We start from the raw sequence: 26,872 nt of genomic DNA, 5'->3' as shown, positions 1-26,872 counted from the left end.
CCCCGATGCCCCCGCAACACCGGGAAAATGTGAACAATTGCCGGACAGCACTGCGGCATCTGCAGGAATTTATACGCCAACAACATATGCGGCACAACCATCACATTTTTATTACAAAACGCTCCTGGCTTGCCATTGCCGTGGTAGCAGGCGTTCTGGCCGGTTGCGGCCATCCCGCAGTCCTCCAACCAGGCATCGGGTTTGGTGCAGACGCACAAGTTTCGCCCTCATCGCCGCCTGTACCACCATGTACGGACCAAGCCAGCTTTCACCTGCTGGGCGAGACGCGCTGGGGCCCCGATGTGCAGTTTGCCAGCGTGCCCGTGGGCGGCCTCTCGTCCATCGACTACAACGCCACCGATGACCGCTACTACCTCGTCAGCGATGACCGCGCAGCGCATGACAGCGCACGCTTCTACACCGCTCGCATTCACTATGACGCCAGTGGCCTGCACAGCGTGCAACTGGATGACGCACGCCACCTGGGCGCCCCCGACGACCAGCCCTACGCCCCCAAGCGTGCCGCACGTGCAGGCGTTGCCGTGCCCGATCCGGAAGCGCTGCGCGTGCTGCCCGGCAGCCAGCGCATCGTGTGGAGCAGCGAGGGCGATTTTGCACGTGGCTTCGGGCCAGAGTTGAATGAAGCCACGCTCGATGGCCGCTGGCAGCAGGCCTGGCCGCTGCCGCCACAATTGCAACTGCCCGCCCGCAACAGCGGCAGCATCGGCCCGCGCAACAACATGACGCTGGAGGGCATGGCCATCAGCGATGATCAGAAAACGCTGTGGCTGGCCATGGAAGGCGCCTTGAAGCAGGACGGACCGCTGCCAGCACGCGGTGTGCCGGGCGGCCCCTTGCGTATCACCCAGTACGACATTGCCACGCGCCAGCCGCAGCGCCAGATCGCCTACGTGCCTGACGCCCTCCCCGTGGACAACCTCACGCTACCCCTGGTGGCGGTGAACGGCGTCAGCGAAATCCTGGCGGATGGGCCTGGGCACCTGCTGGTGCTGGAGCGCTCCTATGTGCTGGGCACGGGGTTTTCAGCACGCCTCTACCGCATTGCCACCGATGCGACCAATACCCTGGCCATGGACGCACTGGTGCCCGGCCAGTTTGAACCTGCCTCCAAGACCCTGTTGCTGGACCTGGCCCAGGCAGGCCTTCAAACGGTGGACAACATCGAAGGCATGACCTGGGGCCCGCGCTTGGCCAACGGCCAGCGCGTATTGCTTCTGGTGAGCGACAACAACTTCAACCCTGCCGAGGTGACGCAGTTCATCGCGCTGGCCGAAACCCCGACCTGCCCGCGTTGAAAAACCTTGAGAGCGGTCAAGCAAGCACGGGAACAGCAGCACGCCACGGACCGATCATCCAATGATTCGCTTGTCCGCCGTCAACATGCTCATCTCGACAAACTTCGAGCCCATGTGGCTGCGTGGTGTGAAGGTGACATCAAAGCCGCCAAAGGACTGGCGATCCAGCGTCTCCAGGCCGGCGATCAGCCCGTCGCGCGTCGGCGCCCTGGCGCGCTTGAGCCCCTCCACGAACACCTTGGCAGCCAGATAGCCTTCGATGCTGGCATAGGTGCCTGCAGCCCCGCCGCCTTTGCGCATGGCCTCCTGATACTCGCGCGCCAGCGCCGACGAGCCGCTCGTGGGCGAGGGCACAACCTGCGAGACAACGACGCCCGCGCCTTCCTTGCCCAGCTCGTTGGCCAATGCCTCTGCCCCCACAAATGACACGTTGTAGAACGTGCCGCTGAAACCGGCCTTGCGCGCCGCACGAATGAAGGCCGCGCAGGATTTGTAGGTGCTGACCTGCACCACGGCATGCGGTTGCGCGGCCACAATGGCGCGCACGGCCACGTCCACATCGACCGAGTTGCGCTCCACAACGCCGGTGGCGACCGGCTTGAGCTTGTGCTGCGCCAGCGCCTGGGTCACGCCATCGAGCCCGGCCTTGCCATAGGCATCGTTCTGGTAGAAGACGGCGATCTTGTTGTTGCCAATGGTGGTGAGGTGGCGCACGATCTGCGCGGTCTCGTCGTTGTACGAAGCGCGCACATGGAACACATTGCGCTGAAACGGCTCGCGCAGCGACATCGCGCCGCTGAACGGGGCAATGAAAGGAATGCTCTCGGCAGCGGCCAGCGGCAGCGCAGCCAGGCTGGTGGGGGTGCCGATATAGCCGAACAGTGCAAACACCTGCTCCTGAATCAGCTGGCGCGTGTTGGCAGCCGTGCGTTCGGGGTCGTAGCCATCGTCCAACTGGCGAATCGTCACCGGACGCTGGCCGCTTTGGGCGTTGTACTGGTCCAGATACAGCTTGGCGCCCTGGTGAAACTGGATGCCCAGTTGCGCAGCGGGCCCGGTAAATGGTGCCGACTGGCCCAGCACCAGCGGCGCATCTGCGGCCTGTGCACGGGGCAAACCCATGCTTGCCAAAGCGGCAGATCCCGCCAATACCGAAAAATGCCTGCGGTTCAAACTCGTCATCTCTTCTCCTCGGGAAAGGGGGTGGCTACCTTGGCGCCATCAAACTGCAATAATTTACTAAAAATTCTGCTCAATTGTTATTTCAATCGCTACCGAGGCTATCCCTGCCATGGCGGGCTTGTTACACGTCAAGCAAAACACGGGGAATTCGCTCCTTGGTGACGCATGGCGGGTAAGTCGGCTTTCAGCGCATGGCAGGCACGCGCAAAACCATCAAATTGCATAGCAAAAACCCGCTTGTCGGCTTGGAGTTGCCAGAGGCATTTGGGCCGCGCCACAGCCACCGCTATAGTTCACGATGAAACGCGCTGACCCGTTCCCCAGCGCAGCCATCCTTCCTGCCGACCTTCTTTTTCCTCATGATCATGAGCACCACAGACTTTTCCCAATTTCCCCCCATCGCCTTCATCGGCGGCGGCAATATGGCCAGCGCCATCATCGGCGGCCTGATCCGCCAGGGTGTACTGGCCTCGCGCATCATGGTGGTGGAGCCTTATGAGCCTCAGCGCGCTGTGCTGCTGCAGCAATTCGGCATCAACGCCCTGCCTGCGGCCGACGGCTCGCTGGCCAGTGCGCAGGTCGTGGTGTGGGCAGTCAAGCCGCAAACCTTCAAGGATGCGGCCGCTTCGGTCGCGGCGTTCACGGGTCACGCCCTGCATCTGAGTGTGGCCGCTGGCATCCGCAGCAGCTCCATCGCCACCTGGGCCGCCAACGAACATATCGTGCGCGCCATGCCCAACACCCCCGCGCTGGTAGGCCAGGGCATGACAGCGTTGTTCGCGCGCCAGGGCGTGACGCCCGCGCAGCAGGCGCTGGCCGAGCAGATCATCGGCACCACCGGGCAATTCATCTGGGTGCAGCAGGAGTCGCAGCTCGATGCCGTAACAGCACTCTCTGGCTCCGGCCCCGCCTATGTGTTCTATTTTCTGGAAGCCATGCAGCAAGCCGGTGTGGAAATGGGCCTGCCCGCCGAGCAAGCACTGCAGCTGGCGATCGGTACCTTCACCGGCGCATCGCAGCTGGCCGCGCAGTCGAGCGAGCCGCCTGCCGTGCTGCGCGAGCGGGTTACCAGCAAGGGCGGCACCACCTTTGCGGCGCTGGAGAGCATGCGGGGCAGCCACATGGGCGCTCATTTCATCGCCGCCATGAAAGCGGCCGAAAAGCGCGCCGTGGAACTGGGTGACGAATTCGGCGCCTGAAAAACCGGCTGGTACTGGTGCGGGCCTTGGCCTTCCGCGCGGCGAGCACCCGCACCGCCCCAGCTGTGCTTTACGGGTTTTGGCGCACAGATGAAACGCAAAGCGTATATTTTCACCAAAACACAAACGCAAAGCGTATAATTCTGCCCGTTCGCCATTTACCGGAGCCCATACATGGACAGCCAGCAGGATTTCCTCCGCGACGCAATGCGCCGTTTGAACTTGACGCGCGATGCATTTGCCGAGCGCCTGGGCGTGCGGCGCCGCACGCTGGACACCTGGCTGCTGCCCGAGGCCTCGGGTGAAGCCCGGGCCATGCCCGACATGGCGCAGAAGTTCGTCTCCGAAATCCTCTCACGCGAAGCTGCCGGCACCGACACGCAAAAGCACAACCGCCCGCTGGCCGAGCGCATGTCGGCAGATGGCCGCCCGCAACTGCTGTCCGTCGCGCAGCTGGAGCGCGAAAGCCTCGAAGAGTTGTTCCGCATTGCCGATGTGATGCAGCCGATTGCGCGCCGCCACAAGGTGTGCCGCGTGCTGGAAGGTGCCGTCATGGGCAGCCTGTTCTTCGAGGCCAGCACCCGCACCCGCGTGAGCTTTGGCGCCGCCTTCAGCCGACTGGGCGGCTCGGTCTGCGATACGACTGGCTTTACCTTCTCGTCGATGGCCAAGGGCGAATCCATCTATGACACCAGCCGCGTGATGGCAGGCTATGTGGATGCACTGGTCATCCGTCACCCCGAACAGGGCTCGGTGGCTGAATTTGCCCGCGCCACCAACATTCCGGTCATCAATGCCGGCGACGGCCCGGGCGAGCACCCCAGCCAGGCGATTCTCGACATGTACACCATCCAGCGTGAGTTCTCGCGCCTGGGCAAGCTGATGGATGGCGCGCATATCGCCATGGTGGGCGACCTGAAGTATGGCCGCACCGTGCATTCGCTGATCCGCCTGCTGTCGCTGTACAAGGGCATGAAGTTCACGCTGATCTCGCCCGCATCGCTGGAAATGCCTGCCTACCTGGTGGAGCTGGCCTCCACCAATGGCCATGTGGTGGAAATCTCCACCTCATTGCAAGACCTCAAGGGCGCAGACGTGGTGTATGCCACCCGCATTCAGAAAGAGCGCTTTGCCGGCGAGAACATCGAGGGCTACACACCCGAGTTCCAGGTACAGAAATCGCTGGTGGACGCAGTCTGCAAACCCGACACCATCATCATGCACCCGCTGCCGCGCGATGCCCGTCCCGGCGCCAACGACCTGTCGACCGATCTGAACCACGATCCGCGCCTGGCCATCTTCCGCCAGACCGATAATGGCATACCAGTTCGTATGGCTTTGTTCGCGGTTTTGATGGGCGTGGAGAACCAGATTTCCCGTAATTTACGAGATGTCACCTGGCGTTCTCCGGCTTTTGTTGGCCCTGACGATGCAGTGTTTGACACTTTGGATTAAACTCTGCTTTACACAACACCATGATTTGAGACATTTTTTCTAAATATGTCCTCAAGCAACTACCACACTTAACGGTTTTTTCCTGCGACTCCAGTGTTAGCGGCCATCAATTGATGGCCGCTTTTTTCTGTGCTTTGCCTATGAATTTGCAGGAAAAAATCACCCAAACCACCCATTCCTGCCATCGGTATTTGCCGCAATAGCGGCGCGCGGCGCAATCAGCGAACAGCGTATCCCAGCACCACACCGGCAAACAGCGCCACGCCGATCCAGTGGCTCTTGCTGAAAGCCGTAAAGCACCCCTCGCGCGTGCGCGTGCGGATCAGACTGTAATGCCACACCATCTGGCCCACAGCCACAGCCACGCCCGCCCACCAGGGCCAGCCCAGGCGCTGCGGCGCAATGGCAGTGATGGTGAGGGCCAGGCACAGCCCAAAAAACCCCATGATGGCAGCCACATCGAAACGACCCAGGGTGATGGCCGAGGTCTTCATGCCAATCTTGAGATCGTCGTCACGATCCACCATGGCGTACTCGGTATCGTAGGCAAGCACCATGAACATATTGGCCAGCCACAGCAGCCACGCCGTGAGCGGCACCGTGCCCTGAACCGCTGCGAATGCAATCAGCACCCCGAAGTTGAAAGCAATGCCCAAGAACGCCTGCGGCATGGCAAAAAAGCGCTTGGTAAAAGGATAGAGAATGGTGAACAGCACCGCAGGCACCGACCATGCGACAGCCTCCCAGCGCGTGGTGAGCACGAGCCCCAGCGAGACCAGCGCCAGCACCACGCCCACCATGGCCGCCTCGAACACCGAAATCTTGCCCGTGGTGATGGGCCGGTTGGCCGTACGCTTGACGTGCTTGTCAAACTTGCGATCAGCAATGTCGTTGATGCAGCAGCCCGCGCTGCGCATCAGAAAAGTGCCCAGCACAAACACGATGAGCAAATGCCAGCCAGGAAAACCGCCCGATGCCACCCACAACGCCACCAAGGTGGGCCACACCAGCACCAGCCAGCCCGCCGGCCGGTTGAAGCGGATCAGATCGAGATAGAGCGAAAACCGCTCGGGCAGAGAAACAGAAGGGCGGGATGCTGCGGACATAGGCGCCCAGCATAGCGCGCAAGCGGTATCCCAGGCAGGCTCTCGATTCTTCAGGGCTGCGCGCGGCCCCGCTCCAGCGCCCATATGGCCAGACCGAGAATTGCCAGGCCCAGCAATCCGCCGCCCACCACATCACTGGCAAAGTGCGCTTCCAGCCAGATGCGGCTGGCGGCAATCAGCGCCACCAGCAACGCCAACCCGGTGCCCAGCACCACCCGAGAGCGGCGCGGCAGGCGCCCTCGCAGCAACCACCACAACAGGCCATACACCACGACGGAGCCCGCCGTATGGCCGCTCGGAAAGCTGGCGCCCGAAGTCACCAGTTCATGCAACGCCTGCGGTCGCGCACGGTCAAAGGCATTTTTCAACACCCGGGTGGACAGCCCGTTCAGGCCGATGGCAAATACCCAGATCTGCAGCGGCAACCAGCGCCGCCGCAACGCCAGAAGCGCCGCCACCAACACCGACAGCATCCCCAGCCACAGTACATCGCCCACATCCGTCACATGGCGCAGATAGGCACGCGTCGAAACACTGACATGCTGCTGCGACCACTGCTGCGCCGCCTCGTCCCAGCCCACCAACAACGCATGCAGTGCATGGGCCGGATCTGCCAGCCCCCACCCCAGCAGCAGCACAGCCGTCACACACAACGCGGCCCCCGCCAAGAGCCATGGCGACAGCGGCGGCGCCACGGGTGCATCGGCCCCCAGTTGCATGCGCAGCCGCTGCTGTGCACGCAGAGGTTGTGTTGCCTTTAGCCAACAATACGCCCCCAGCAGCAACCATAGCGACAGCAAAACCGGTATCCATGGATCAAGGTGTGCCAGCCCCTGGGCCACCTGCTGCGCCGCCTGCACCGGCACCATGGCCTGCGCGGCACCAGCGGGGAGCAATGCAACGCACAGCCACCAACCAGGAACACGGGTGGGCGCGCGGCCCACCGCTCGCAGCGGCGAGAACACAGACGGGAAGAAGGGACGACAGCGCATGCTGCCATCATAGAGAGGGCAGCAATTCCTCAGCCAACAATCGCCTTTGAGACTTTACTGGCAAGCGCTATTAGCTATGTTTTTAAGAGTGACCAGGTAAAAACAAACCCCATGCAGGCGGGCCTGGCATGGGGTCGTGTTCAAAGGCGGATGAGAGCGTAAAAGCTCAGGACTGCAACATCTCCACGCCGGGCAGGTTGCAGGCGAAGATGGCGTTGCGCAATGCGGCAATCGCTTCGTAGCGGGTAAAGCTGCGACGCCACACCAGCACCACGCGGCGCTTGGGCGCTTCGCCGTTGGAGTCGTCGGTCAGCGGGATGTAGCGGATGTGGGTCTCGTCCGATTTACGGCGGCGGATGCCCTTTTCCAGCGCGTCCTTGGGCACCGACAGGCGCGGCACGAGGGTCACGCCCATACCGGCAGCCACCATGTGCTTGATGGTCTCCAGCGAGGAGCCTTCAAACGTGCGACGAATGCCTTCGGTATTGCTGGAGTAGCGGGCAAACTCAGGGCAGACTTCCAGCACATGGTCCCGGAAGCAGTGTCCCGCGCCCAGAAGCAGCATGGTTTCGTTCTTGAGTTCGCTTGACGAAATGCTCTCACGGGAGGCCAGCGGATGCACACTGGGCACAGCAGCGTAGAAAGGCTCGTCGTACAGGGGCGCCATGGCCAGACCGGTATCCGGGAAAGGCTCGGCCACGATGGCGCAGTCGATTTCACCGGTACGCAGCATCTCCAGCAGTTTGGCCGTCATGTTCTCATTGATCATGAGCGGCATCTGCGGAGTGCGTTCGATCGACTGGCGCACCAGTTCGGGCAACAGATAAGGGCCGATGGTGTAGATCACGCCCAGCGTCAGGACACCGGCGAGCGGATCCTTGCCGCGCTTGGCGATTTCCTTGATGGCCGCGGCCTGGTCCAGCACGATCTGCGCCTGACGCACTATCTGGTCGCCCAAGGTGGTTACGGAGACTTCAGAGGCGCTGCGTTCAAACAGCTTGACCTCGAGTTCCTCTTCCAGCTTCTTGATCGCAACCGACAAAGTGGGTTGGGACACGTAACACGCGTCGGCAGCACGTCCAAAATGCCTCTCGCGTGCCACGGCAACAATATATTTGAGCTCTGTAAGTGTCATGTCGGTTTTTTATAAGAATCGCTGAATAGTACATGCGTTCAGTTCCGAAGAACAGAGCACTGCGTTGAGATTCTGAAAAGACGCAAGCGTACATTTGTACCCGATTCTGGCCGAAACCGGTTTTGGAAATGTCCTACAGCCAAAATAGGAATTATCTATTATGGATGTTTGCGAGCATTTGCTTATAAGAAAAACCAATATCCATGACAAAACGCAATGAATTCACGGGATCTGCGCTCAAGCCTTGAGGTATTCCGCCTTGCCACCGAGCCAGCGTGATACATGGGTGATGGCAAGTTCGGGCCAGCGGTCCAGCATCTCAGGGGCCAGTTCGCGCGCCCATTCAAGCAGATGTTTGTCCGCCTCCAGATCGGCAAATCGCAGCAAGGGCGCACCGGACTGCTTCGCGCCCAGAAACTCTCCCGGGCCGCGAATTTCCAGATCGCGCCGGGCGATCTCGAACCCGTCGCTGGTCTCGGCCATGGCTTTGAGGCGCTCTTTGGCCGTCTCCCCCAGCTTGCCGCTGTCGCCCACTGCGTACAGCAGCACGCAGGCAGAAGCCGCAGCACCTCGTCCCACGCGCCCGCGCAGCTGGTGCAGCTGCGAGAGGCCAAAGCGCTCTGCGTGCTCAATCACCATCAGGCTCGCATTGGGTACATCCACGCCCACCTCGATCACCGTGGTTGATACCAGCACGCCCATGACGCCCGCGGTGAACAGTTCCATCACCGCCTTTTTTTCTGCCGTGGGCATGCGTGAATGCAGCAGCCCCACCATGACTCCAGGCAGGGCCTCGCTCAGATCGGTGTGGGTGGCCGTGGCGTTGCTCAAATCGAGCGCCTCGCTCTCCTCGATGAGCGGGCACACCCAATAGACCTGTCGCCCCTGAGCAATCTGATCGGCAATGCGCGCCACCACTTCGTCGCGCCGGCTGTCACTGATCAGTTTGGTGACCACCGGCGTGCGGCCCGGCGGCAGCTCGTCGATGGTCGAAACATCGAGGTCGGCGTAGTAACTCATCGCCAGCGTGCGCGGAATGGGTGTGGCGCTCATCATCAGCATGTGCGGCTCCATCCCCGTTGAAAGCAGCTTCTGCCGCAGCGCCAGCCGTTGCGCCACGCCAAAGCGGTGCTGCTCGTCGATCACCGCGAGACCCAGTTTTTTGAACTGCACCTGCTCCTGGATGACGGCATGTGTGCCCACCACCAGAGCGGCCTCTCCACTCTCCACCAGCGCCAGCATCGCGGCGCGTTCCTTCTTTTTCTGCGCGCCGGCCAGCCACGCCACCTTCAGGCCACGCGGCGCCAGCAGCGGCTCCAGCCAGCCCACCAGCTTGGCAAAGTGCTGCTCGGCCAGAATCTCGGTGGGCGCCATCAGCGCACATTGCCAGCCCGCATCGATGGCAATGACGGCCGACAGTGCCGCCACAATAGTCTTGCCCGAGCCCACATCGCCCTGCAGCAGGCGGTGCATGGGTACATGGCGCGCCAGATCACGGGCAATCTCTTCGCACACGCGACGCTGGGCACCTGTCAGCGAAAAAGGCAGCGCCGTCAGAAACTGCTCATGCAGATTGAGGTGGCCGCCTTCCATGCGCGGTGCCTGCAGGGCCGGGGCACGCAAGCGGTCACGCTCGCGCTTGGCAGTCAGCTGCGACAGCTGCTGCGCCAGCAACTCCTCAGCCTTGAGGCGCTGCCAGGCCGGGTGGCTGTGGTCTTCGAGCGCAGCAATCGATACATCGGGTGTCGGGTGGTGCAAAAACTGCAGCGCATCGCGCAAGCTGTATGCCTGAGATCTTCCGTTTTCACCTAAATAGCGCGCGTACGGCAACTCCACGCCAGGCGGCAGGGTTTCGCTCAGGTCGGCGCGCTGCAGGCCGCTAATGACGGCACGGCGCAAGTACGGCTGCGGCAGACCAGCCGTGGTGGGGTAGACCGGCGTGAGCGACTGGGGCAGTTCGCCACCCGCCTGGCGGAAAGCTGGGTGCACCATCTGCCTTCCCCAGAAACCGCCCTTGATCTCGCCGCGAATGCGCAAGGTGGCGCCCACGGACAGCGTCTTTTGGTGCGATGGGTAAAAACTGAAGAAGCGCAGCTCGCACTGGTCGCCATTGGCGTCTTCCACCTGCACCACCAACTGGCGGCGCGGGCGCATCTGTATTTCACTGGAGATGACGGTTGCCTCGATCTGCGCCACCTCGTCGTCGCGCGCATTGCGCAACGCCACGATGCGCGTCTCGTCTTCGTAGCGCAGTGGCAGGTGCAAGGCCAGATCGATATCGCGGATGAGCCCGAGTTTGGCAAGCGCCTGCTGCGCCGGGTTTTTCGCTACCGCCTTGGCGGGCACCACTGCAGCGCCGTCGGCCGCAGCCGCTTTGCGCGGGCGGCCGGGTTTGCGTGCCTTGGGTGCGGCACTGGCAGCAGCAGAAGATGCAGGCGTTGCAGGCATGGACGGGCTCAATCACTGCCCATTCTGGCATGGTTTGCACAGCTACTGGTTATAAATCCAGTAAAAACACTCTCATATTGGTAGCTGGCTGCTCCAATCTGGCATAAGTTGGATGCCGTTTTGAAGGGGTATCGCACGCGGGCAGCACTGTGGCATGGATCCAAAGAAATGCAATCTGTTACTGCGTTTCCCTCCGATTGGAGGGTGCGCTCACAGACCAGAACCTGTAGATTGGCGCGCTTCCGTGCAATGCCTCCACTCCCAACAAGGTCTATCTGCCATGCCGCCCGAACTGCTCGTCAAAGATGCCAATGCACAGTTGCTGCATTCACTGATCGTGAAGGACGGCCTGTTCAGTGTGGGCCGTGAGCCTGGTTGCGCCATAGTTCTGCCCGCGCCCGACATCAGCCGCCGCCATGCGGCCTTCACGCACAGCAGCCGTTTTGGCGTGCTCGCAGTAGAAGACCACGGCAGCAAAAATGGCACCTTCGTCAATGGCCTGCAAATGCGCCGCTGTGTTTTGTACACGGGCGATGTGGTGCGTGTGGGCAATTACCTCATCCATGTGCGCGCCGGCTCATCCGGCCCGCCTGGCATGGGCGATGCAATGGCCCGGCGCGAGAGTCGTGTGGGCGATGTTGCCCTCTGATATCACCACCTTTTAGCGCCGCATCCGCTGGCGGCGCAGATAGCGCTCCCACAACTCGAAAAACAACTCGCTGAGCAGCGCCAGCACCGCTGCAGGCAGGGCACCCGCCAGCATCAATGCGCTGTCGTTGAGCGCCAGGCCCGTCACGATCCGCTCGCCCAACCCCCCGGCCCCAATGAAGGCCGCAATGGTGGCGGTGCCGATGGCAATCGCGCATGCGGTTCGGATCCCGGCGATGACGGTAGGCATGGCAATCGGCAGTTCCACCCAGCGCATGCGCTGCGGGTGCGTCATGCCCAGTGCCGATCCTGCGTGACGCAGACCGGGCGACACCTCGGCTAGACCCGCGCAGGTGTTGCTCAGGATCGGCAGGATGGAATATGCCGTCAGCGCCACCAGTGCAGGAATCCGCCCGATCATCCCCAGCGCAGCAATCAGCACCGCCAGCAGCGCCAGCGACGGAATGGTCTGCATGACACCCGCCGCCCCCAGCGCCAGCGCGCGCAGGCGCGTGTGCGGAAACAACGCAATCCCCGCAGGCACTGCGATCAATGCTGCAGCCCCCACCGAGATCAGCACCAAAAGCAGGTGCTGGCCGGTCAGCCGCCACAGGTCATCGGCCACCAGGCGCTGCCACAGTTGCGCAGCAAAGCCGGAGCGGCTGCCGGCTTTATCCGCAACGGGCGCAGCGCCCTTGGCGCCTCCTGCCAGAAACTGCTGCGCAATCGCTGCAAAGCCCTGGCCCTGCAGCTCGGCCTGCGCGTTCATGTGGATCATGCCCGCCTCGCTGATGCGGCCAGCGAGTGGCTGCAGCGCGGCCCACGCGGCCGGGTGCTTCTGCGGCAAGTCCTGCCGGTACAACAGCACGGCGTCGTAGCGCGGAAAATACTGGCGGTCGTCCTCCAGCACCAACAGCCCCAGATGGTCTATCTTGGCATCGGTCGTGTAGATGTCCATCACATCGATGTGCTGCTGCGCAATCGCCTCGTAGGCGAGGCCATGGTCCAGTCCCTGCGGCTGCGCCTGCAGGCCATAGCGCTGCGCAAGACCCTTCCAGCCATCGGCACGGCCCACAAACTCATTCGACAGGCCATAGCGCAGCGTGGGATGGCGGGCCAGATCGCTCAGGCTGCGGATGCCCAGCTTGCCGGCCATATCGCGTCGCATGGCCAGCGCATAGCCGTCATTGAAGCCCAACGGCACGCCCACCGCCAACCCCAGCGGCGCCAGCGCGCGATTCAGATCCTGCAGCGAGGTATGGGCTGGGTCCTTGACGATCTCCTGCGCAATGGTGCCGGTGTACTCGGCATACACATCGATCTGCCCGCTCTTGAGCGCCTCGTACACGATGGCGGTATTGCCCAGACCCTGGCGCACCTCGGCGGTAGTGCCCGCAGCCCGCGCGGTCTGCGCAACGATTTCGGCAAGGATGTACGACTCGGTAAAACGCTTGGAGCCCACCCGCAAGGGTTCGGCCTGGGCCCAGGCCGACAGTAGCAGACACCAGGCCGACAGGGCGGCCACGAGCAGTGGGTAGGCACGCTTCATCGGGCCACTATAGCAAGTAGTGGGTGGATGCGTCTGTAGGTGGCGAGGCTGGGGTAGTGGCTGGCTGTGGGGGCGGCTGTACGTATGTATGTACGCATGCACTGCAGGCGCATGGTTTTCTATTGGGGATTGCTGGCCGGGTCTCGCCCCGGCAGGCGAGGCACTTTTCTTGGCGGCCAAGAAAAGTACCCAAAAGAAGGCCGCCCTGCTGCCTGCGTCCCTGCGGCTTCGCCTTCGGGCAACCTGTGTCGCGGCGTCTGCAAAAGGGGCAACCCGACAGCCCGTGTCGCCTCTCCCCCACCCTTCTGCCTGCGCCGAGGAGCACAGGGCGTGGGCTGGGCAGTTGCACCGTAGAGTGCAACTGCATCGTGAACTGATGCACCGCATCTGTTTGAACGGAGTGTAAAGCGCACAGTGAGTTATGCGGTGCAGCCCACGCCCGCGCACCGCAGGTTGCCCGGAGCGAAGCGCAGGTTGCCCGGAGCGAAGCGCAGGTACGCAGGCAGCAGGGCGTATTTCTTTGGGTACTTTCTTGTTGCGAGACAAGAAAGTACCTCGCCCACCGGGGCGAACTCCTGGCACCTGCGCGCCAGCGCAGAATCACATCAACGTGGCAGCGATTCCACTTCCTTGGTCCAGCGGTCAATCAGACGCTTGCGCTCGGCAGATTTTCCGTACTTCTCGAAGTCGTACTTGATCAGCTTGACGTCGTCCATGGTCGGAATGCGCGGATCCATCTTGAACGTCTTGTTGGCAGGCACCTGGTAGCTGCCCACCTTGGCGCCAACGGCCTGGCCCTCGGGGCCCATCAGCCAGTCGTAGTACTTCTTAGCGTTGTCCATGTTGCGCGCCCCCTTCACCAGCGCAATGCCGCCCACCTCGTAGCTCGTGCCTTCGCAGGGCGCATGCGTCTTCACGGGGTATTTGTCGGCCTTCCACTTCTCGAAATTGAACATGAAGGTAATGCCCACACCCACCTCGCCCTTGGCCACATTGGGCGCCTGTGCCTGGCCGCTGCGGGTGTAGGTGGTCGTGTTCTTATGGAGTTTCTTGAGGTAATCAAACGCCTGGTCTTCGCCCATCAGCTGCACCAGCCCTGCGATCACCGTGTAGGCCGTGCCGCTGGAGGCGGGGTGCGAAATCTCCACCTCGCCCTTGAACTCGGGCTTGATCACATCGGCCCAGCACAGCGGCTCGGGCAGCTTCTTTTTCTTCAGGATATCGGTGTTGTAGCCAAAGCCGATGGCCGAGCTGTAGAAACCGCCCACCTGGTTGCCCGACATGGCGTACTGGCGCACGCTCCAGTCGCGCAGATCATTGATGTAGGCGGGGCGGTATTCGGCCAGCAGGCCTTGCTCGGCCGCCTGCAGGAAAGGATCACCCGTGCCACCCCACCAGATGTCGGTCTTGGGATTGTTGGCCTCTGCGCGCAACTGGGCAGCGATCTCGCCCGTGCCCTTGTGCGCCTGGTTCACCTTGATGCCGGTCTTCTTGGTGAACTCCTTGGCCGCAGCTTCGCACCACGGTGCATCGGTACTGCACAGCGCATTGACCACGCCTTGCGCCTGGGCGCTGGCGGCGAGTGCGGCCAGCACGGCGGCGGCGGAAAGACTGCGGATGTTGAAGGGTGCCATGGGCTTGCTCCTGGTTGTGTTGTTTGAATACGCTGGAAAAACGGTTTGCAATTTGGAAATCGGGCGGATGGCAACATCCCACCTCGGCGCCAATTGTGACAAATTTATGACAACTCTCGGCGTTTCCCGCGCAACCTGCTGTGTCACTTTTGCGGTGGCACAATCGCCCCCTTGTTTGATCCCTGTGAGCTGCGGGTGTGTACCGCCTGCAAGAGCCGAAGATGACTGCCTTTTCCGGTGCGCGCCGCACCTTTCACCTGAGCGATTTCGATTTCGAGCTCCCTCCAGAGCTGATTGCCCAACACCCCGCTGCCGAGCGCAGCGCCTCGCGCCTGCTGGACGCGCGCGAGCCCGAGCTGGCCGACCGCCACTTCTACGAACTCCCCGATCTGCTGCAAGCGGGCGACCTGCTGGTCTTCAACGACACCCAGGTGATCAAGGCCCGCGTGTTTGGCGAAAAATCCAGCGGCGGCAAGATCGAGTTGCTGATCGAGCGCGTGCTGGACGGCAACGAAGTCGTCGCCCACATGAAAGTGAGCAAGAAACCGGCCATCGGTGGTGTGCTGCACATGGTGGGCGGCAAGAAGGCGGGCGGCTTTGACGCCATGCTGATGGGCCGCTGGCCCAACGAAATGGGCGCCCTGTTCCGCCTGCGCCTCGACGGCCCCCATGGCGAAACCCCGTGGGAGCTGATGCAGCAACACGGCCACATCCCGCTGCCGCCCTACATCGAGCGCGAACAGCAATCGGGCCAGGACCCGAACCAGGCCGAAGACGAAGTGCGCTACCAGACAGTGTTTGCCAAAAACCCCGGCGCCGTGGCGGCACCCACTGCCGCGCTGCATTTTGACGACAAGGTGCTGGCCGCCCTCGAAGCCAAAGGCGTGGAGCGCGCGAGCGTCACCCTGCACGTCGGCGCAGGCACCTTCCAGCCAGTCAAGACCGAGAACCTCAAAGACCACCAGATGCATAGCGAGTGGTACAACATTCCACTGCCCACCCTGGCAGCGCTGGAGCGCTGCCGCCAGCGCGGCGGCCGTGTGGTTGCCGTGGGCACCACCACCGTGCGCACGCTCGAATCATGGGCGCGCACCGGCCAGCTCTCGGGTGACACCAACATCTTCATCACGCCCGGCTTCCCCTACCGCGTGGTCGACATGCTGGTCACCAACTTCCACCTGCCCAAAAGCAGCCTGATGATGCTGGTGAGCGCCTTTGCGGGCTACGAACACATCATGGATCTGTACAAGCACGCAGTCGCCCAGCAGTACCGCTTCTTCAGCTACGGCGACTCGATGCTGCTGCAGCGCAAAAAACACATGGCCGCAGGCGAAGAGGCCCAGCCTGGCAGCGAAGAGCCCACACCCGCCGCACCTGGCGCTGCAGCTGCATGATCTGATGGCGTGATGGCGTGGTGGACTGATGGCCTGGCCCACCACCCAACCCAAAAGCTGCTGTCTTCAGCAGCTTTTTTTATGGGCATGTAGCACTTAGCCCCCGGCCGATGCATCGCCCCCCTGGGTCGACCCATGGCGCACGTACAACTGGAAATCACCCACCTGCACCACGTCGCCGGTGAACAGTATCTTGCGCTTGACCCGTACCCCGTTGACCAGGGTGCCGTTGGTGCTGTCATGGTCCTCTACCGTCAGAATGCCAAAGCGCTCGCGCAGAAAGAAGGCACCATGGTGGCGGCTGACGCTGGCATGGTCCATCACGATGGCGCTGCCGGGCTCACGGCCAAAAGTGGAAAAGCCGTCCTCCAGGAACAGCGAGCGCAACGCAAGCCTGTTGTGCTCCTTGATCAGCAATTCGGTGGTCATGGGAAGATAGTTGGAAGGTGTTTTGTATCAAATTGATATTAATTATACTAATTAGTAAAAATTCCAAAACATGGAATTCTTGCTACTTACTTGTTAATTAAACAATTTCACAATAAATCATCAAACGTACTTGCTGTCAATGTCTGCCGCTTATAGGCAGGGCATTACCTATTTCTCTGCCCTCCATCCTTGACGGAAGCGATGGAGAACGGTCAGAAATAGTCGCAGAACCGCCGCCCGCCCACTTCATGCACACGCACATCGATGGCGTACAGGTCGCTCAGCACCTCGTTGCACACCACCGTCTGCGGCGGGCCCTCGCGGTACAGGTGGCCGTCTTTCATCGCAATGATGTGATCCGCGTAGGTGGCCGCAAAATTGATGTCGTGCAACACCACCACCACGGTCTTGCCGGTGTCCCGCACGGCCCGGCGCAGCAGCTTCATCATGCCCACGGCATGGGCCATGTCCAGGTTGTTGAGCGGCTCGTCGAGCAAGATGTAGCGCGTGTCCTGGCACAGCACCATGGCGATGTAGGCCCGCTGGCGCTGGCCGCCTGAGAGTTCGTCGAGAAAGCGCGCCTCCAGCGATTCCAGGTTCAGATAGGCCAGAGCCCGGTCCACATGGGCCTTGTCCTCTGCGCTCAGCCGGCCCTTGGAATGTGGAAACCGGCCAAACGCCACCAGATCGCGCACCGTCAGGCGCAGCGCGCTCTGGTTGTCCTGCCGCAGAATGGCCAGAATGCGAGCCAGCGCATCACTGGCCGTGGTGGCAATGTCCCGCCCCTCGATGCGCACCTGGCCCGATGTCATCGGCACCAGGCGGCTGATCAGGCCCAGGGCAGTGGATTTACCCGCTCCGTTGGGGCCGATGATGGCCGTGAGCTTGCCTTGCGGAATGCGCAGGTCCACCCCATGCAGCACTGTGGTGGTGCCATGGGTTTTGCACAGGTTTTCTGTTTCGATCATGACTTTCTGACTCTCCAGCCTTCGGCTCTCAATGCCTGGTTTTTCGCACCAGCAGGTAGATGAAGGTGAGCCCGCCCAGAAACTCCACCACGATCGACAGCGAGGTGTTGAAGCCAAACAGACGCTCCAGCACCATCTGCCCACCGACCAGAAGCAGTGCCCCAAGCAACACGGTGGCCGCCAGCGTGTAGCGGTGCTGGTGCGTATGCATCAACTGGTAGGCCATGTTGCTCACCAGCAGGCCAAAGAAGGTGACCGGCCCCACCAGCGCGGTGGAGACCGACACCAGAATGGCGATCACAACCAGGATGCCCATCACCGCGCGCTGGTAGTCCACACCCAGGTTGATGGCGACCTCGCGGCCCAGCGCCAGCACATCCAGCACATGGCGCTGGCGCCATACCCACAGGCCCATGGCCGCAATCACCACGAGCGACAGCGCGAGCAGCGGACGCGAGACGGTGTTGAAGTTGGCAAACAGGCGATCCTGCAGCACCACAAAATCATTGGGGTCCATCACGCGCCAGACGAAGTTGTTCAGGCTGCGGAAGAAGATGCCCGCCACAATGCCCACCAGCAGCAGCAGATGCAGGTTGCTGGCCTGCCCGCGAAACAGCCAGACGAACAAAGTGGTGGACAGCACCACCATCAGCCCTACATTCATGCCAAAGCGCGCCAGCTCGGGGATCTGCATGGCAGCCACACCTATGGTGAACGCCAGCACGGACTGGATCAGCTGGAACAGCGCGTCAAAGCCCATCACCGCGGGCGTCAGGATGCGATTGCCGGTCACCGTCTGGAACAGCACGGTCGATACGCCAATTGCAAACGCCACCGTCCACAAGGTAGCCAGCTTGGTGCCTCGCAGCGGCAGCACAAAGCTCCACTCGGCCTGCACACCAATGGTCATGAACAGGCCACTGGCAAGCAGCGCCAGCGCCAGCAGCAGCCACAGGCGACGGACGGGTGTGCCTAACAGCGACAAATTTGCAGCTTTTTTCATAGCTGATGGCGCATCACCTGCAAGCGCTGCAGGCATGTTTTGCATGGATGCCCTGCTCACATCAACCTCCCACGCGCTTGCGCCGCGCCAGCAGCAGGGCGAGGAACATGGCACTGCCGATCACCCCCATCACCGTGCCGATCGGCACCTCGTAGGGCGCAATCACCAGGCGGCCGATCAGGTCGCAGGCAAGCGCCATCAAGGCTCCGGCCCAGGCTACCCACAGTACCGACTTGCGCACGTTGTCGCCCACCACCAGCCGCACCAGGTTGGGCACAATCAGGCCGACAAACGGGATGATGCCCACGGTGACGATGACCGACGCCGTGACCACCGACACCACGGCCACGCCCTGCGCCACCAGGCGCTTGTAGTTGAGCCCCAGGTTGGTGGCAAAGTCCTGCCCCATGCCGGCCACAGTAAAGCGGTCGGCCGCCACCATGGCCACGATGGTGACCGCCAGCGACAGCCACAGCAGCTCGTAGCGGCCTTGCACGATGGCGGAAAAATCCGCCGTCATCCACGCGCGCGCCGTCTGCATCAGATCAAAGCGGTAGGCGATGAAGGTGGTGGCCGATTCGATCACCCCCGACAGCACCAGCCCCACCAGCGGCACGATCAGTGCCGCCCGCAGGCGAATGCGCGAGAGCACCGCCAGAAACAGCGCCGTGCCCGCAAGCGCAAACACCGCAGCCAGCCCCATCTTGGCAAAGACGGGCATGTCCGGCCACAGCAGCACACCCACGAGCATGCCCATGCCTGCGGATTCGGCGGTGCCCATGGTCGACGGCTCCACGTAGTGGTTGCGCGCCAGCATCTGCATCAGCAGGCCCGCCACGGCCATGGCGCTGCCAGCCAGCAATAGCGCCAGCGTGCGCGGCACGCGGCTGGCAACCAGCACCTGCGTGGCCAGGTCGTCTTCGTTGTGCGAGAAAAGGCGCACGATGGTGGCGACCGACACATCGCTCACCCCCACCAGCAAGCTGATGAAGGCCAGAACGGCCAGGGCCGCCACGGCGGGCAGCGCGAAAGCCAGCGGGCGCAGCACCGGGCTGCGCTCGCTGCGTGGCGCTTTCAAAACCATGTCTGTCATGCTGTGGCTCGCGGCAAGGCTGGCTGCAGCCCGGCCATCAGGCCTGGGAGAATGCGTTGATCAGCTGCGTCACATCGTCGTGGAGCGAGCCGGGGCTGGCGTTGCCCAGCAGGTACCAGTTGGCCGAGTTCAGATAGACGATCTGCTTTTTTCGGGCCGCCTTGGTGGCGTTGACCAGCGGGTTGTCCAGCAGCTTGGACGCCGATGCGCCTTCGCGGCCAATGGCGGCATCGCGGTCCAGCACGAACAGCCAGTCCGGATTGGTCTTGAGGATGAACTCGAACGAGATCGCCTGGCCGTGGCCCGCCACCTGGATGTCCTTGTTGGCCGGCGCAATGCCGTACACATCGTGCAGCATGCCAAAGCGCGAGCCAGGGCCGTAGGCGCTGAGCTTGCCGCCATTGGTCATCACCATCAGGCCCGTGCCCTTGCCTGCCGTCAAGCCCTTGAGCTTGTCGATATCGGCCTGCATGGCGGCGATGAGTTCATCGGCCTTGGCCTCGGCGCCCACCATCTGGCCCAGAATCTTCAGGTGCTTGAAGGCGCTTTCCACCGGCTTGGCATTGTTCACCGTCAGATCGAGCGTTGGCGCAATCTTGGACAGCTCGGCCACCTTCGCTGCCGAGCGGCCACCGGCCACGATCACATCGGGCTTGAGGCCCTTGACCACTTCGTAATTGGGCTCGAACAGGCTGCCGATACGGGTGAAGTCCTTGCTGGCGTACTGCTCCAGCACCTCGGGGAACTTGACGACATCGGGCACGCCCTTGACCTGCGCGCCCAGCGCTCGCAGGCAGTCGAGCGCCGCCAGATCGAACACCAGAATGGTTTTTGGTTTGACGGGCACCTGCACCGCACCATTGGATTGCTGCACCGTAAAGCTTTGCTGCGCCAGGGCCGAGCCCGCCGCCCAAGGCAGGGTCACCAGCGTGCCCAGCTGCAGGAGCGACTGGCGGCGGTTGACGGAAAACGTCGAAGCCCCCGAAGAGGACAAGGCAAAGCGCGACATGGAACATCCTTTGGTCGGTGAGCTGGCAGCCCATGCATGCATCCGACCCAAGCCCGTATCGCTACGTGATGCTATTGATTGCTCTCCAATTCATAGCTTCTTGCGCCCGCCACATATGCCCCAGCGGTTGATTTACTGGAATGATCGCAATCCCCGTGAAAAATGGACACCGCTGTACACGATTTGCACAAAATTAACACGCATGCGAATAATTCTCATTTAATGGTAACACGCTGTTGCTGCCTCAACCAAACGCAAGGCCTTTATTCCTGCATGGCGCGTGCGGCTTTGGGGGGTGTCGCAGGCCGGACAGCAGCGCCGCAAAATGGCCTGCCCCGGGCCTGCGCAGGCTCGCCAACGGCGGCAGGCTTTTTACAATGGGAGCGCCATCGCGCCAGCCCTTCGACTCCGCAGGAGACCGGTTGCCGCGCCTTGCACCAGCCCGCGTGACTTCCCCGACCGCCTCCCCCGCGCCTGTGGCCCTGCGCCCAGGCGATCTGACCTTGACTGCCTCCGCAGTACCGCAGTTGCCCACCAGCAATGTGGCGCCAGTGACCACGCCCCCGCCTTCGGCCCCCCGCCCTGGCAAGGGCTCGGCCTTCACCGGCATTGCCCTAACAGTGACGGCCTGCGCCTTTTTCTGCCTGCTGGATACCGGCTCCAAGTATGTGGGCGCCGTCTTGCCGCTGCTGATGGCGCTGTGGCTGCGGTACGCGCTGCAATCCATCTTCACCCTGGGCTGGGGGCTGGCACAGAGCGGTGTGGATATCTTCCGCACCACGCACCCGCGCTTTCAGGTGATGCGCGCCGCACTGTTTTGCAGCAGCAATGCCTGCGCCATGATGAGCCTGCGCTACCTGCCGCTGGCCGAGTTCACCGCCGTGGTAGCGATGACGCCGCTCGCCATGACCCTGGTGGCCGCGCTGTGGCTGCGCCAGCCGGTCAGCCCCCTGCGCTGGGTGCTGGTGGCCATGGGCTTTATCGGCACGGTGGTCATCATCCGCCCCGGCGGCGCCAATTTCAGCGGCGGCGCCCTCGTCTGGCCTCTGCTGCAACTGGCCGCCAATACGGCCTACCAGATCGTCAGCAGCCAGATGGCCGGCAAGGAGCGGCCGCTGACCACGCAGATCTACACCAGCCTGCTCGCCCTGGTGCTGACCACCGCAAGCCTGCCCTGGTTCTGGCAGATGCCGGACACCGCAGCCCTGTGGCTGGGCGCACTTGCCATGGGCGTGGGCAGCACCATTGGTCACTTGATGTTGCTCAAGGCTTACGAACATGCCAAGCCGGCAACCATTTCGCCCTTCCTCTACAGCCAAATCCCCTTTGCGGTGTTCTCCGGCTGGCTGCTGTATGGCCACATCCCAGACCATTGGGCGGTGCTGGGAATGGTGGCCATTGCCGTAGGCGGCGCACTGAGCGCGTGGCTGTCGGTGCGGGAATCGCGCTAGCTATTCATTTCATAGCTGTTCGCGCTTTACAGATGCGCGCCAGCGATGCATTCATTCATTGTTTGCAGGCCCCACACTGCGGCCAGCAAAAAGCCCCGCCAAGGCGGGGCCAGAAACTGTCACAACGCAATACGCATCAAGACGCCAGCTTGCGCACCTTGAAGGCTGCAAAAATCTGCAAGAGGCCGTACACGAGAGCGCCCACACCAATCCAGATCACGCCAACGATCAAGCCAGCCAGCGGCGCGGCCAGCATCAGGCCGCCCAGAATGACGCCCAGCACGCCGCCCAGAATCAGCATCCACTCGTTGTCGATCTCCTCGCGCACGCGAATGGCGAACACGATGCGCATCACGCCCGAGACGATGAACCACACCGCCATCACCATGACGATGCTGGCCGCCATCGAGACCGGGTTGGCAATCGCCATGACGCCAAAGGCGAGCGAAATCAGCGCGTAGAGAACCATCCAGCCGCGCGAAACCCCGGCGTTCTTGCCAAATGCGCCAATCAGGCCCACCACGCCTTCTGCCACCGCCAGAATGCCGATGGCCCAGGTCAGGCTCGCCCCCATCGACAACGGGTTGACCAGCGCCATCACCCCAAACAGCGCAGAGACGATGCCAAACAGCAATATCACCCACCAGCTGCGGCCAACGGTGTGCCGCAACGAATCAGACAGCGGAAGATTGGTAGCCATGGTTCACTCCTTGTGGATAAAACCATCCGATTATCCAAAGGCCTGCGCGGACGGCACGTCGTCCAATGCCGCAACATGCGTCGCATTGCCACGGCGTCCTCACCTGCTTCTACAAGGGGCTTGCTGGCACGCTATAAAAAAAGCGCCGCAGGCAATGGCACTGCGGCGCTGGCTGGAGTGTTCGACGGTCGCTGCTCAGTAGGCGACCGCCTGGCCGTCCTTGCGCGGGTCGGAGCCCGCTATGTAGTGGCCGCCTTCTCGCAGAATCAGCTGCGCGCCGCCAAAGGCAAACACGCCATTGCCTTCTTCGACCGTGATCTCGTGGCCGCGCGCACGCAGCGCCTCCACCACCTGCGGATCAAAGCCGGGCTCGACCGAGACCTTGTTGCCCCCCGTCACGCGCCAGCGCGGAGCATCGGCAGCGGCCTGCGGGTTCTGGCCGTAGCGCAGCACGCGCACCGCCATCTGCAAATGGCCCTGCGATTGCATCGGCCCGCCCATCACGCCAAAGGCCATCTGCGGCGTACCGTCGGCATTCATCGCAAATGCAGGAATGATGGTGTGCGAAGGCCGCTTGCCCGGCGCCACCTGGTTGGCATGGCCCGCCTCGGTCGTAAAACCGGCGCCACGGTTTTGCAGGCTGATACCGGTGCCCGGCACCACCACGCCTGAGCCAAAACCCATGTAGTTGGACTGGATGAAAGAGACCATCATGCCGCTCTCATCGCACGCGCACAGGTACACCGTGCCGCCGGGCCGGGGCGCGCCATAGCTGGCCACACGGGCCTGGCTACGGTCGATCAGCTGCGCGCGCGCTGCCAGATAGGCGGGATTCAGCAGCTCCTGCTGCGGCTTGACGCGCATGTGGTCGATATCGGCGTTGTATTGCGCCAGATCGGCCAGCGCCAGCTTCATCGCCTCGATCTGCAGGTGCACGGTCTCTGCGCTGTCCAGCGGATCGCTGCCGATGCCCAGGCTATCGAGCATGCCCAGCGCCATCAGCGCAGCGATGCCCTGGCCGTTGGGCGGAATCTCGTGGATCACCGAATCGCCAAACGGCTGGGACACCGTGCCCACCCAGTCGCAGCGGTGCGCTGCCAAATCTTGGACAGTCATCACGCCGCCATTGGCCTGGCTGTGCGCCGCCATCTTCTTGGCAAGCGCGCCCCGGTAGAAGGATTCGCCCATGGTCGCGGCAATTTCTTCCAGGGTCTGTGCATGGGCTTCGCTCTTGAACACCTCGCCCGCCTTGGGCGCGCTGCCACCCGGAGCAAAACATTCCTTGAAGCCGGGCTGATCGCCCAGCTTGGCCAGGCCCAGCGCCCACAGCTTGGCAATGGTGGGCGAGACGGCAAACCCGTGGCGCGCGTAGTCGATGGCCGGTTGCGCCACCTGTGCAAAGGGCAGCTTGCCAAAGCGGCGGGAAAGCTCCACCCAGGCCGACACCGCGCCCGGCACGGTCACGGCGTTCCAGCCTTTTTCGGGAATGCCGCCCAGCTTGTCGAAATACGCAGGCGTCCAGCCTGCGGGCGCGCGGCCCGATGCGTTCAGGCCATGCAGCTCCTTGCCGTCCCACACAATCGCAAAGCCATCGCTGCCGATGCCGCAACCGGTGGGCTCCACCACCGTCAAGGCCATGGCGGCTGCCAGCGCAGCGTCTACCGCGTTGCCACCGGCCAGCAACATGCGCAGGCCAGCCTGCGCCGCCAGGGGCTGCGAGGTGCTGACCACGTTGCGGCCCAGCACCGACGAGCGGTGCGATGCATAGGGCAGCGCCCAATCATGAATGGTTGTCATGTCTTTGCCTTCTTATTCCAAAGTAATGCGGTTGTCCTTGATGACCTTGGCCCAGCGCGTGCTGTCGGCCTTCACCATATCGGCAAACTGCGCAGGCGTGCCGGGCTTGGCCACATCGGCGCCCAGCTTGGCCAGATTGGCGGCCACCTCTGGCGTCTGGATCGCCTTGTTGAAGGCGGCATTCACCTTGGCCACCAGCTCGGGCTTCATGCCTGCAGGGCCATACACGCCAAACCAGGTGACAGACGAATAGCCCGGCAGGCCAGATTCCGCAATCGTGGGCAGATCAGGCGCCAGCTTGGTGCGCTGCTCGCTCGTCACCGCCAGCGCACGCAGGCGGCCGCTGGCCACGTGCGGCATGCCGGTGGGGATGGAGTCGAACAGCATGTGCACCTGGCCGGTGGCCAGATCGCTGATGGACTGCGCCGTGCCCTTGTATGGCACATGCGTCAGCTGCACGCCCGCCTGCGCCGCAAAGGCGGCGGTGTTCAGGTGCACGATGGTGCCGTTGCCGCTGGTGGCGTAGTTGAGCTTGCCAGGGTTGGCCTTGGCGTAGGAAATCAGCTCCTGCACATTCTTGACAGGCAGCGACGGCGTGACCAGCAGCACGCTGGCGGCATCGGCCACATGGGCGATGGGGGTGAAATCCTTGTCTGCCTTGTAGGCCAGCTTGGGCATTAGGTGCGGTGAGATCGCATGCGTGCTGCTGGTGGTAAAGAGCAGCGTATAGCCATCGTTGGGCGCCTTGGCCGCTTCTGCGGTGCCAATGGTGCCGCCCGCGCCGGGGCGGTTGTCGATCACCAGCGACTGACCCAGCTCGTGCGCCACCTTCTGAGCCACCACGCGCGCCACCAGATCAGTGGCGCCGCTCGCCGGGAAGGGCACGATCACGCGGATCGCGTGTTCGGGCCAGCCACCGCCCTGCGCCAGCGCAGCTTGCGGCAGCGCCGCGAAGGCGGCCAGGCCCGCAAGGCCCAGCAGAGTGGTAACTGCATCCCGGCGCGATGGAGAGTGCTGCACGCGCTGCTGAGGGCTATGGAAGGAGCTGAGAGATGGGGTGGTAGTGCGTGGCATGAAAAGGCTGCAAAAAAGCAGAAAAGCGGGAAAAGCGTGGCTGACAACAAGGTACTGCGGGGCGCCGAAGGCGTACCGCGCAAGTACCGGATACCAAAAAGCCCTGCCCCGCCATTGGCCCTGCGTGCTTAACGCCAGCCATCGCGCCTACCTGGGTGTTTGTGTGCGCTGCGGTGTGGTGCTTCTGAATCAATTCAAGGCATTGATAGTAAAAGCAGCGGGGGCGAGGCGCCATCACTGATTTGGCAAGGGCTGTTTGCCGATTCGGCAATGCAATAATTGCAATCAACACATTTTCAGCAACACCGCCATGCCCACGCGCCATCCTTCGCACCTGCAAGACACTGCTCTGCGCTACTTCTACGAGGTGGCGCAGTGCGGCACGGTGAGCGCAGCCTCTGCCAATCTGCATGTCGCCAGCTCGGCCATCAGTCGCCAGATCAGCGGGCTGGAGGCCCAGCTGGGAACGCCCTTGTTCGAGCGCCACGCCCGGGGCATGGTGCCCACAGCGGCCGGGCTCATCGTGGCGCAGCTGGCGCGCCGCATCAGCCTGGACGCCGAGCAGGCCATTGATGCCATCAACGCGCTCGACAGCCTGCGCGCAGGCACCGTGCGCATAGCCACCTCCGACGCCTTTGCCAACGAGCTGGTGCCGCAGGCCTGCGCCGCCTTTCAGCGCCAGCACCCCGGCGTGCGCTTTGAGGTGACCATGGTGCCGACCTTGCAGGTCTCGGCCCGGGTGCTGGCAGGCGATGCCGACATCGGCCTGCGTTTCAGCATGTCGCCGCTGCAGAACATTGCCGTGGTCTACCGCCAGAGCGCCCCCGTGCTGGCAGTGCTGCGGCCCGACCATGCACTGGCCCAGGAAGCCACGCTCACGCTGGCCGATCTGGCCCGCCATCCGCTGGCGCTGCCGCCAGCCGAAACCACTATCCGTCAGATGATCGACCTCGCCTGCAGCCGCCAGGGTCTGCAGCTCGACGCAGTGCTCACCACCAACCACGCCAAGACCTTGCTGAACTTTGTGCTGCACAGCGGCGGCGTCACCGTATCGAGCGAAGTCGGCGCACGGCACATGCTGGAAGCGGGGCTGTTGGTCGCCAGGCCGCTTTCCGATGCGGGCATGGATCTGCGCGACATCGAAGTGCAGACCCTGGCCGGGCGCCAGCTTCCAGTGGCGGCCAAGGCGTTTCTGGATCTGCTGGTAGCGCAACTGGCGCCTTGACGCCAAAAGCTCCCTTTTTTTAATAACAAGTAGCGCTTATCCATCAAGCGCCAATCTCCAATTTC

At 62.8% G+C, this 26,872-nt stretch carries 22 protein-coding genes; 7 read left to right on the top strand and 15 right to left on the bottom strand.

Annotation, left to right across the window (positions count from 1 at the left end; translation table 11 throughout):
- The first annotated feature begins 86 nt into the window (after positions 1–86).
- Positions 87–1,316: an esterase-like activity of phytase family protein gene (locus HNP33_RS03740; protein WP_184705430.1), complete on the top strand. Its 1,230-nt coding sequence runs from the start codon at positions 87–89 to the stop codon at positions 1,314–1,316.
- Between the two features lie 54 nt (positions 1,317–1,370).
- Here the strand turns inward: HNP33_RS03740 and HNP33_RS03735 are convergent, their stop codons facing one another.
- Positions 1,371–2,498: an ABC transporter substrate-binding protein gene (locus HNP33_RS03735; RefSeq protein ID WP_184705428.1), complete on the bottom strand. Its 1,128-nt coding sequence runs from the start codon at positions 2,496–2,498 to the stop codon at positions 1,371–1,373.
- A 365-nt stretch (positions 2,499–2,863) separates the two neighbouring features.
- Here HNP33_RS03735 and proC point away from each other — a divergent pair, with 365 nt between their 5' ends.
- Entirely contained in the window at positions 2,864–3,697 is an 834-nt protein-coding gene (gene proC / locus HNP33_RS03730; protein ID WP_184705426.1) for a pyrroline-5-carboxylate reductase, read from the top strand.
- 174 nt (positions 3,698–3,871) lie between these two features.
- Positions 3,872–5,152 (top strand): aspartate carbamoyltransferase, encoded by a 1,281-nt coding sequence (locus tag HNP33_RS03725; protein ID WP_184705424.1) that lies wholly within the window; start codon positions 3,872–3,874, stop codon positions 5,150–5,152.
- 218 nt (positions 5,153–5,370) lie between these two features.
- Here the strand turns inward: HNP33_RS03725 and ubiA are convergent, their stop codons facing one another.
- The 4 genes from ubiA to recG all read right to left on the bottom strand — a co-directional run bounded on the left by ubiA (position 5,371) and on the right by recG (position 10,833).
- Positions 5,371–6,258: a 4-hydroxybenzoate octaprenyltransferase gene (gene ubiA / locus HNP33_RS03720; RefSeq protein WP_184705423.1), complete on the bottom strand. Its 888-nt coding sequence runs from the start codon at positions 6,256–6,258 to the stop codon at positions 5,371–5,373.
- A 50-nt stretch (positions 6,259–6,308) separates the two neighbouring features.
- Entirely contained in the window at positions 6,309–7,250 is a 942-nt protein-coding gene (locus HNP33_RS03715) for a phosphatase PAP2 family protein (RefSeq protein WP_184705421.1), read from the bottom strand.
- A gap of 166 nt (positions 7,251–7,416) precedes the next feature.
- Positions 7,417–8,385: a LysR substrate-binding domain-containing protein gene (locus HNP33_RS03710; RefSeq protein ID WP_184705419.1), complete on the bottom strand. Its 969-nt coding sequence runs from the start codon at positions 8,383–8,385 to the stop codon at positions 7,417–7,419.
- Positions 8,386–8,622: 237 nt separating this feature from the next.
- On the bottom strand, positions 8,623–10,833 hold the full coding sequence (gene recG, locus HNP33_RS03705) for an ATP-dependent DNA helicase RecG (RefSeq protein ID WP_184705416.1): 2,211 nt from the start codon (positions 10,831–10,833) through the stop codon (positions 8,623–8,625).
- Positions 10,834–11,113: 280 nt separating this feature from the next.
- Between recG and HNP33_RS03700 the strand changes: the two genes are divergently transcribed.
- A complete protein-coding gene (locus HNP33_RS03700) occupies positions 11,114–11,482 on the top strand; it encodes an FHA domain-containing protein (protein ID WP_184705414.1) in 369 nt (122 codons plus the stop codon).
- A 12-nt stretch (positions 11,483–11,494) separates the two neighbouring features.
- Here HNP33_RS03700 and HNP33_RS03695 read toward each other — a convergent pair whose 3' ends face one another.
- Both HNP33_RS03695 and HNP33_RS03690 read right to left on the bottom strand, forming a co-directional pair.
- Positions 11,495–13,030 carry a glycine betaine ABC transporter substrate-binding protein gene (locus HNP33_RS03695; protein WP_184705413.1) on the bottom strand — a complete coding sequence of 512 codons (1,536 nt, stop codon included), beginning with the start codon at positions 13,028–13,030 and terminating at the stop codon, positions 11,495–11,497.
- Between the two features lie 605 nt (positions 13,031–13,635).
- Complete coding sequence (locus HNP33_RS03690) at positions 13,636–14,664, bottom strand: ABC transporter substrate-binding protein (RefSeq protein ID WP_184705411.1); 1,029 nt, start codon at positions 14,662–14,664, stop codon at positions 13,636–13,638.
- Between the two features lie 221 nt (positions 14,665–14,885).
- Here HNP33_RS03690 and queA point away from each other — a divergent pair, with 221 nt between their 5' ends.
- Positions 14,886–16,058: a tRNA preQ1(34) S-adenosylmethionine ribosyltransferase-isomerase QueA gene (gene queA, locus HNP33_RS03685; RefSeq protein ID WP_184705409.1), complete on the top strand. Its 1,173-nt coding sequence runs from the start codon at positions 14,886–14,888 to the stop codon at positions 16,056–16,058.
- A 96-nt stretch (positions 16,059–16,154) separates the two neighbouring features.
- Here queA and HNP33_RS03680 read toward each other — a convergent pair whose 3' ends face one another.
- From HNP33_RS03680 to HNP33_RS03660, 5 genes are all read right to left on the bottom strand, one after another.
- On the bottom strand, positions 16,155–16,487 hold the full coding sequence (locus tag HNP33_RS03680; RefSeq protein ID WP_184705407.1) for an FHA domain-containing protein: 333 nt from the start codon (positions 16,485–16,487) through the stop codon (positions 16,155–16,157).
- 212 nt (positions 16,488–16,699) lie between these two features.
- On the bottom strand, positions 16,700–17,455 hold the full coding sequence (locus HNP33_RS03675; RefSeq protein ID WP_184705405.1) for an ABC transporter ATP-binding protein: 756 nt from the start codon (positions 17,453–17,455) through the stop codon (positions 16,700–16,702).
- Between the two features lie 28 nt (positions 17,456–17,483).
- Positions 17,484–18,458: an iron chelate uptake ABC transporter family permease subunit gene (locus tag HNP33_RS03670; RefSeq protein ID WP_233464343.1), complete on the bottom strand. Its 975-nt coding sequence runs from the start codon at positions 18,456–18,458 to the stop codon at positions 17,484–17,486.
- A gap of 61 nt (positions 18,459–18,519) precedes the next feature.
- Entirely contained in the window at positions 18,520–19,551 is a 1,032-nt protein-coding gene (locus tag HNP33_RS03665; RefSeq protein WP_184705401.1) for an ABC transporter permease, read from the bottom strand.
- 37 nt (positions 19,552–19,588) lie between these two features.
- Positions 19,589–20,560, bottom strand: a complete 972-nt coding sequence (locus tag HNP33_RS03660; RefSeq protein ID WP_184705399.1) for a siderophore ABC transporter substrate-binding protein — start codon at positions 20,558–20,560, stop codon at positions 19,589–19,591.
- A gap of 551 nt (positions 20,561–21,111) precedes the next feature.
- Between HNP33_RS03660 and HNP33_RS03655 the strand changes: the two genes are divergently transcribed.
- Positions 21,112–22,011 (top strand): DMT family transporter, encoded by a 900-nt coding sequence (locus tag HNP33_RS03655; RefSeq protein WP_325064904.1) that lies wholly within the window; start codon positions 21,112–21,114, stop codon positions 22,009–22,011.
- A gap of 136 nt (positions 22,012–22,147) precedes the next feature.
- Here HNP33_RS03655 and HNP33_RS03650 read toward each other — a convergent pair whose 3' ends face one another.
- The 3 genes from HNP33_RS03650 to HNP33_RS03640 all read right to left on the bottom strand — a co-directional run bounded on the left by HNP33_RS03650 (position 22,148) and on the right by HNP33_RS03640 (position 25,582).
- Positions 22,148–22,711: an HdeD family acid-resistance protein gene (locus tag HNP33_RS03650; protein WP_184705395.1), complete on the bottom strand. Its 564-nt coding sequence runs from the start codon at positions 22,709–22,711 to the stop codon at positions 22,148–22,150.
- Between the two features lie 195 nt (positions 22,712–22,906).
- Positions 22,907–24,508, bottom strand: a complete 1,602-nt coding sequence (locus tag HNP33_RS03645) for a gamma-glutamyltransferase family protein (RefSeq protein WP_184705393.1) — start codon at positions 24,506–24,508, stop codon at positions 22,907–22,909.
- A gap of 12 nt (positions 24,509–24,520) precedes the next feature.
- Positions 24,521–25,582, bottom strand: coding sequence for a Bug family tripartite tricarboxylate transporter substrate binding protein (locus HNP33_RS03640; RefSeq protein ID WP_184705391.1), 1,062 nt, complete (start codon positions 25,580–25,582; stop codon positions 24,521–24,523).
- A gap of 310 nt (positions 25,583–25,892) precedes the next feature.
- Between HNP33_RS03640 and HNP33_RS03635 the strand changes: the two genes are divergently transcribed.
- On the top strand, positions 25,893–26,807 hold the full coding sequence (locus HNP33_RS03635) for a LysR family transcriptional regulator (protein ID WP_184705389.1): 915 nt from the start codon (positions 25,893–25,895) through the stop codon (positions 26,805–26,807).
- Positions 26,808–26,872 lie beyond the last annotated feature (65 nt).

The organism is Comamonas odontotermitis (genome assembly GCF_014207855.1).
Lineage (GTDB): Bacteria > Pseudomonadota > Gammaproteobacteria > Burkholderiales > Burkholderiaceae_C > Comamonas > Comamonas odontotermitis_A.
Note: the sequence above shows the minus strand (reverse complement) of the source record. Positions and strands in the feature narration are given on the sequence as shown.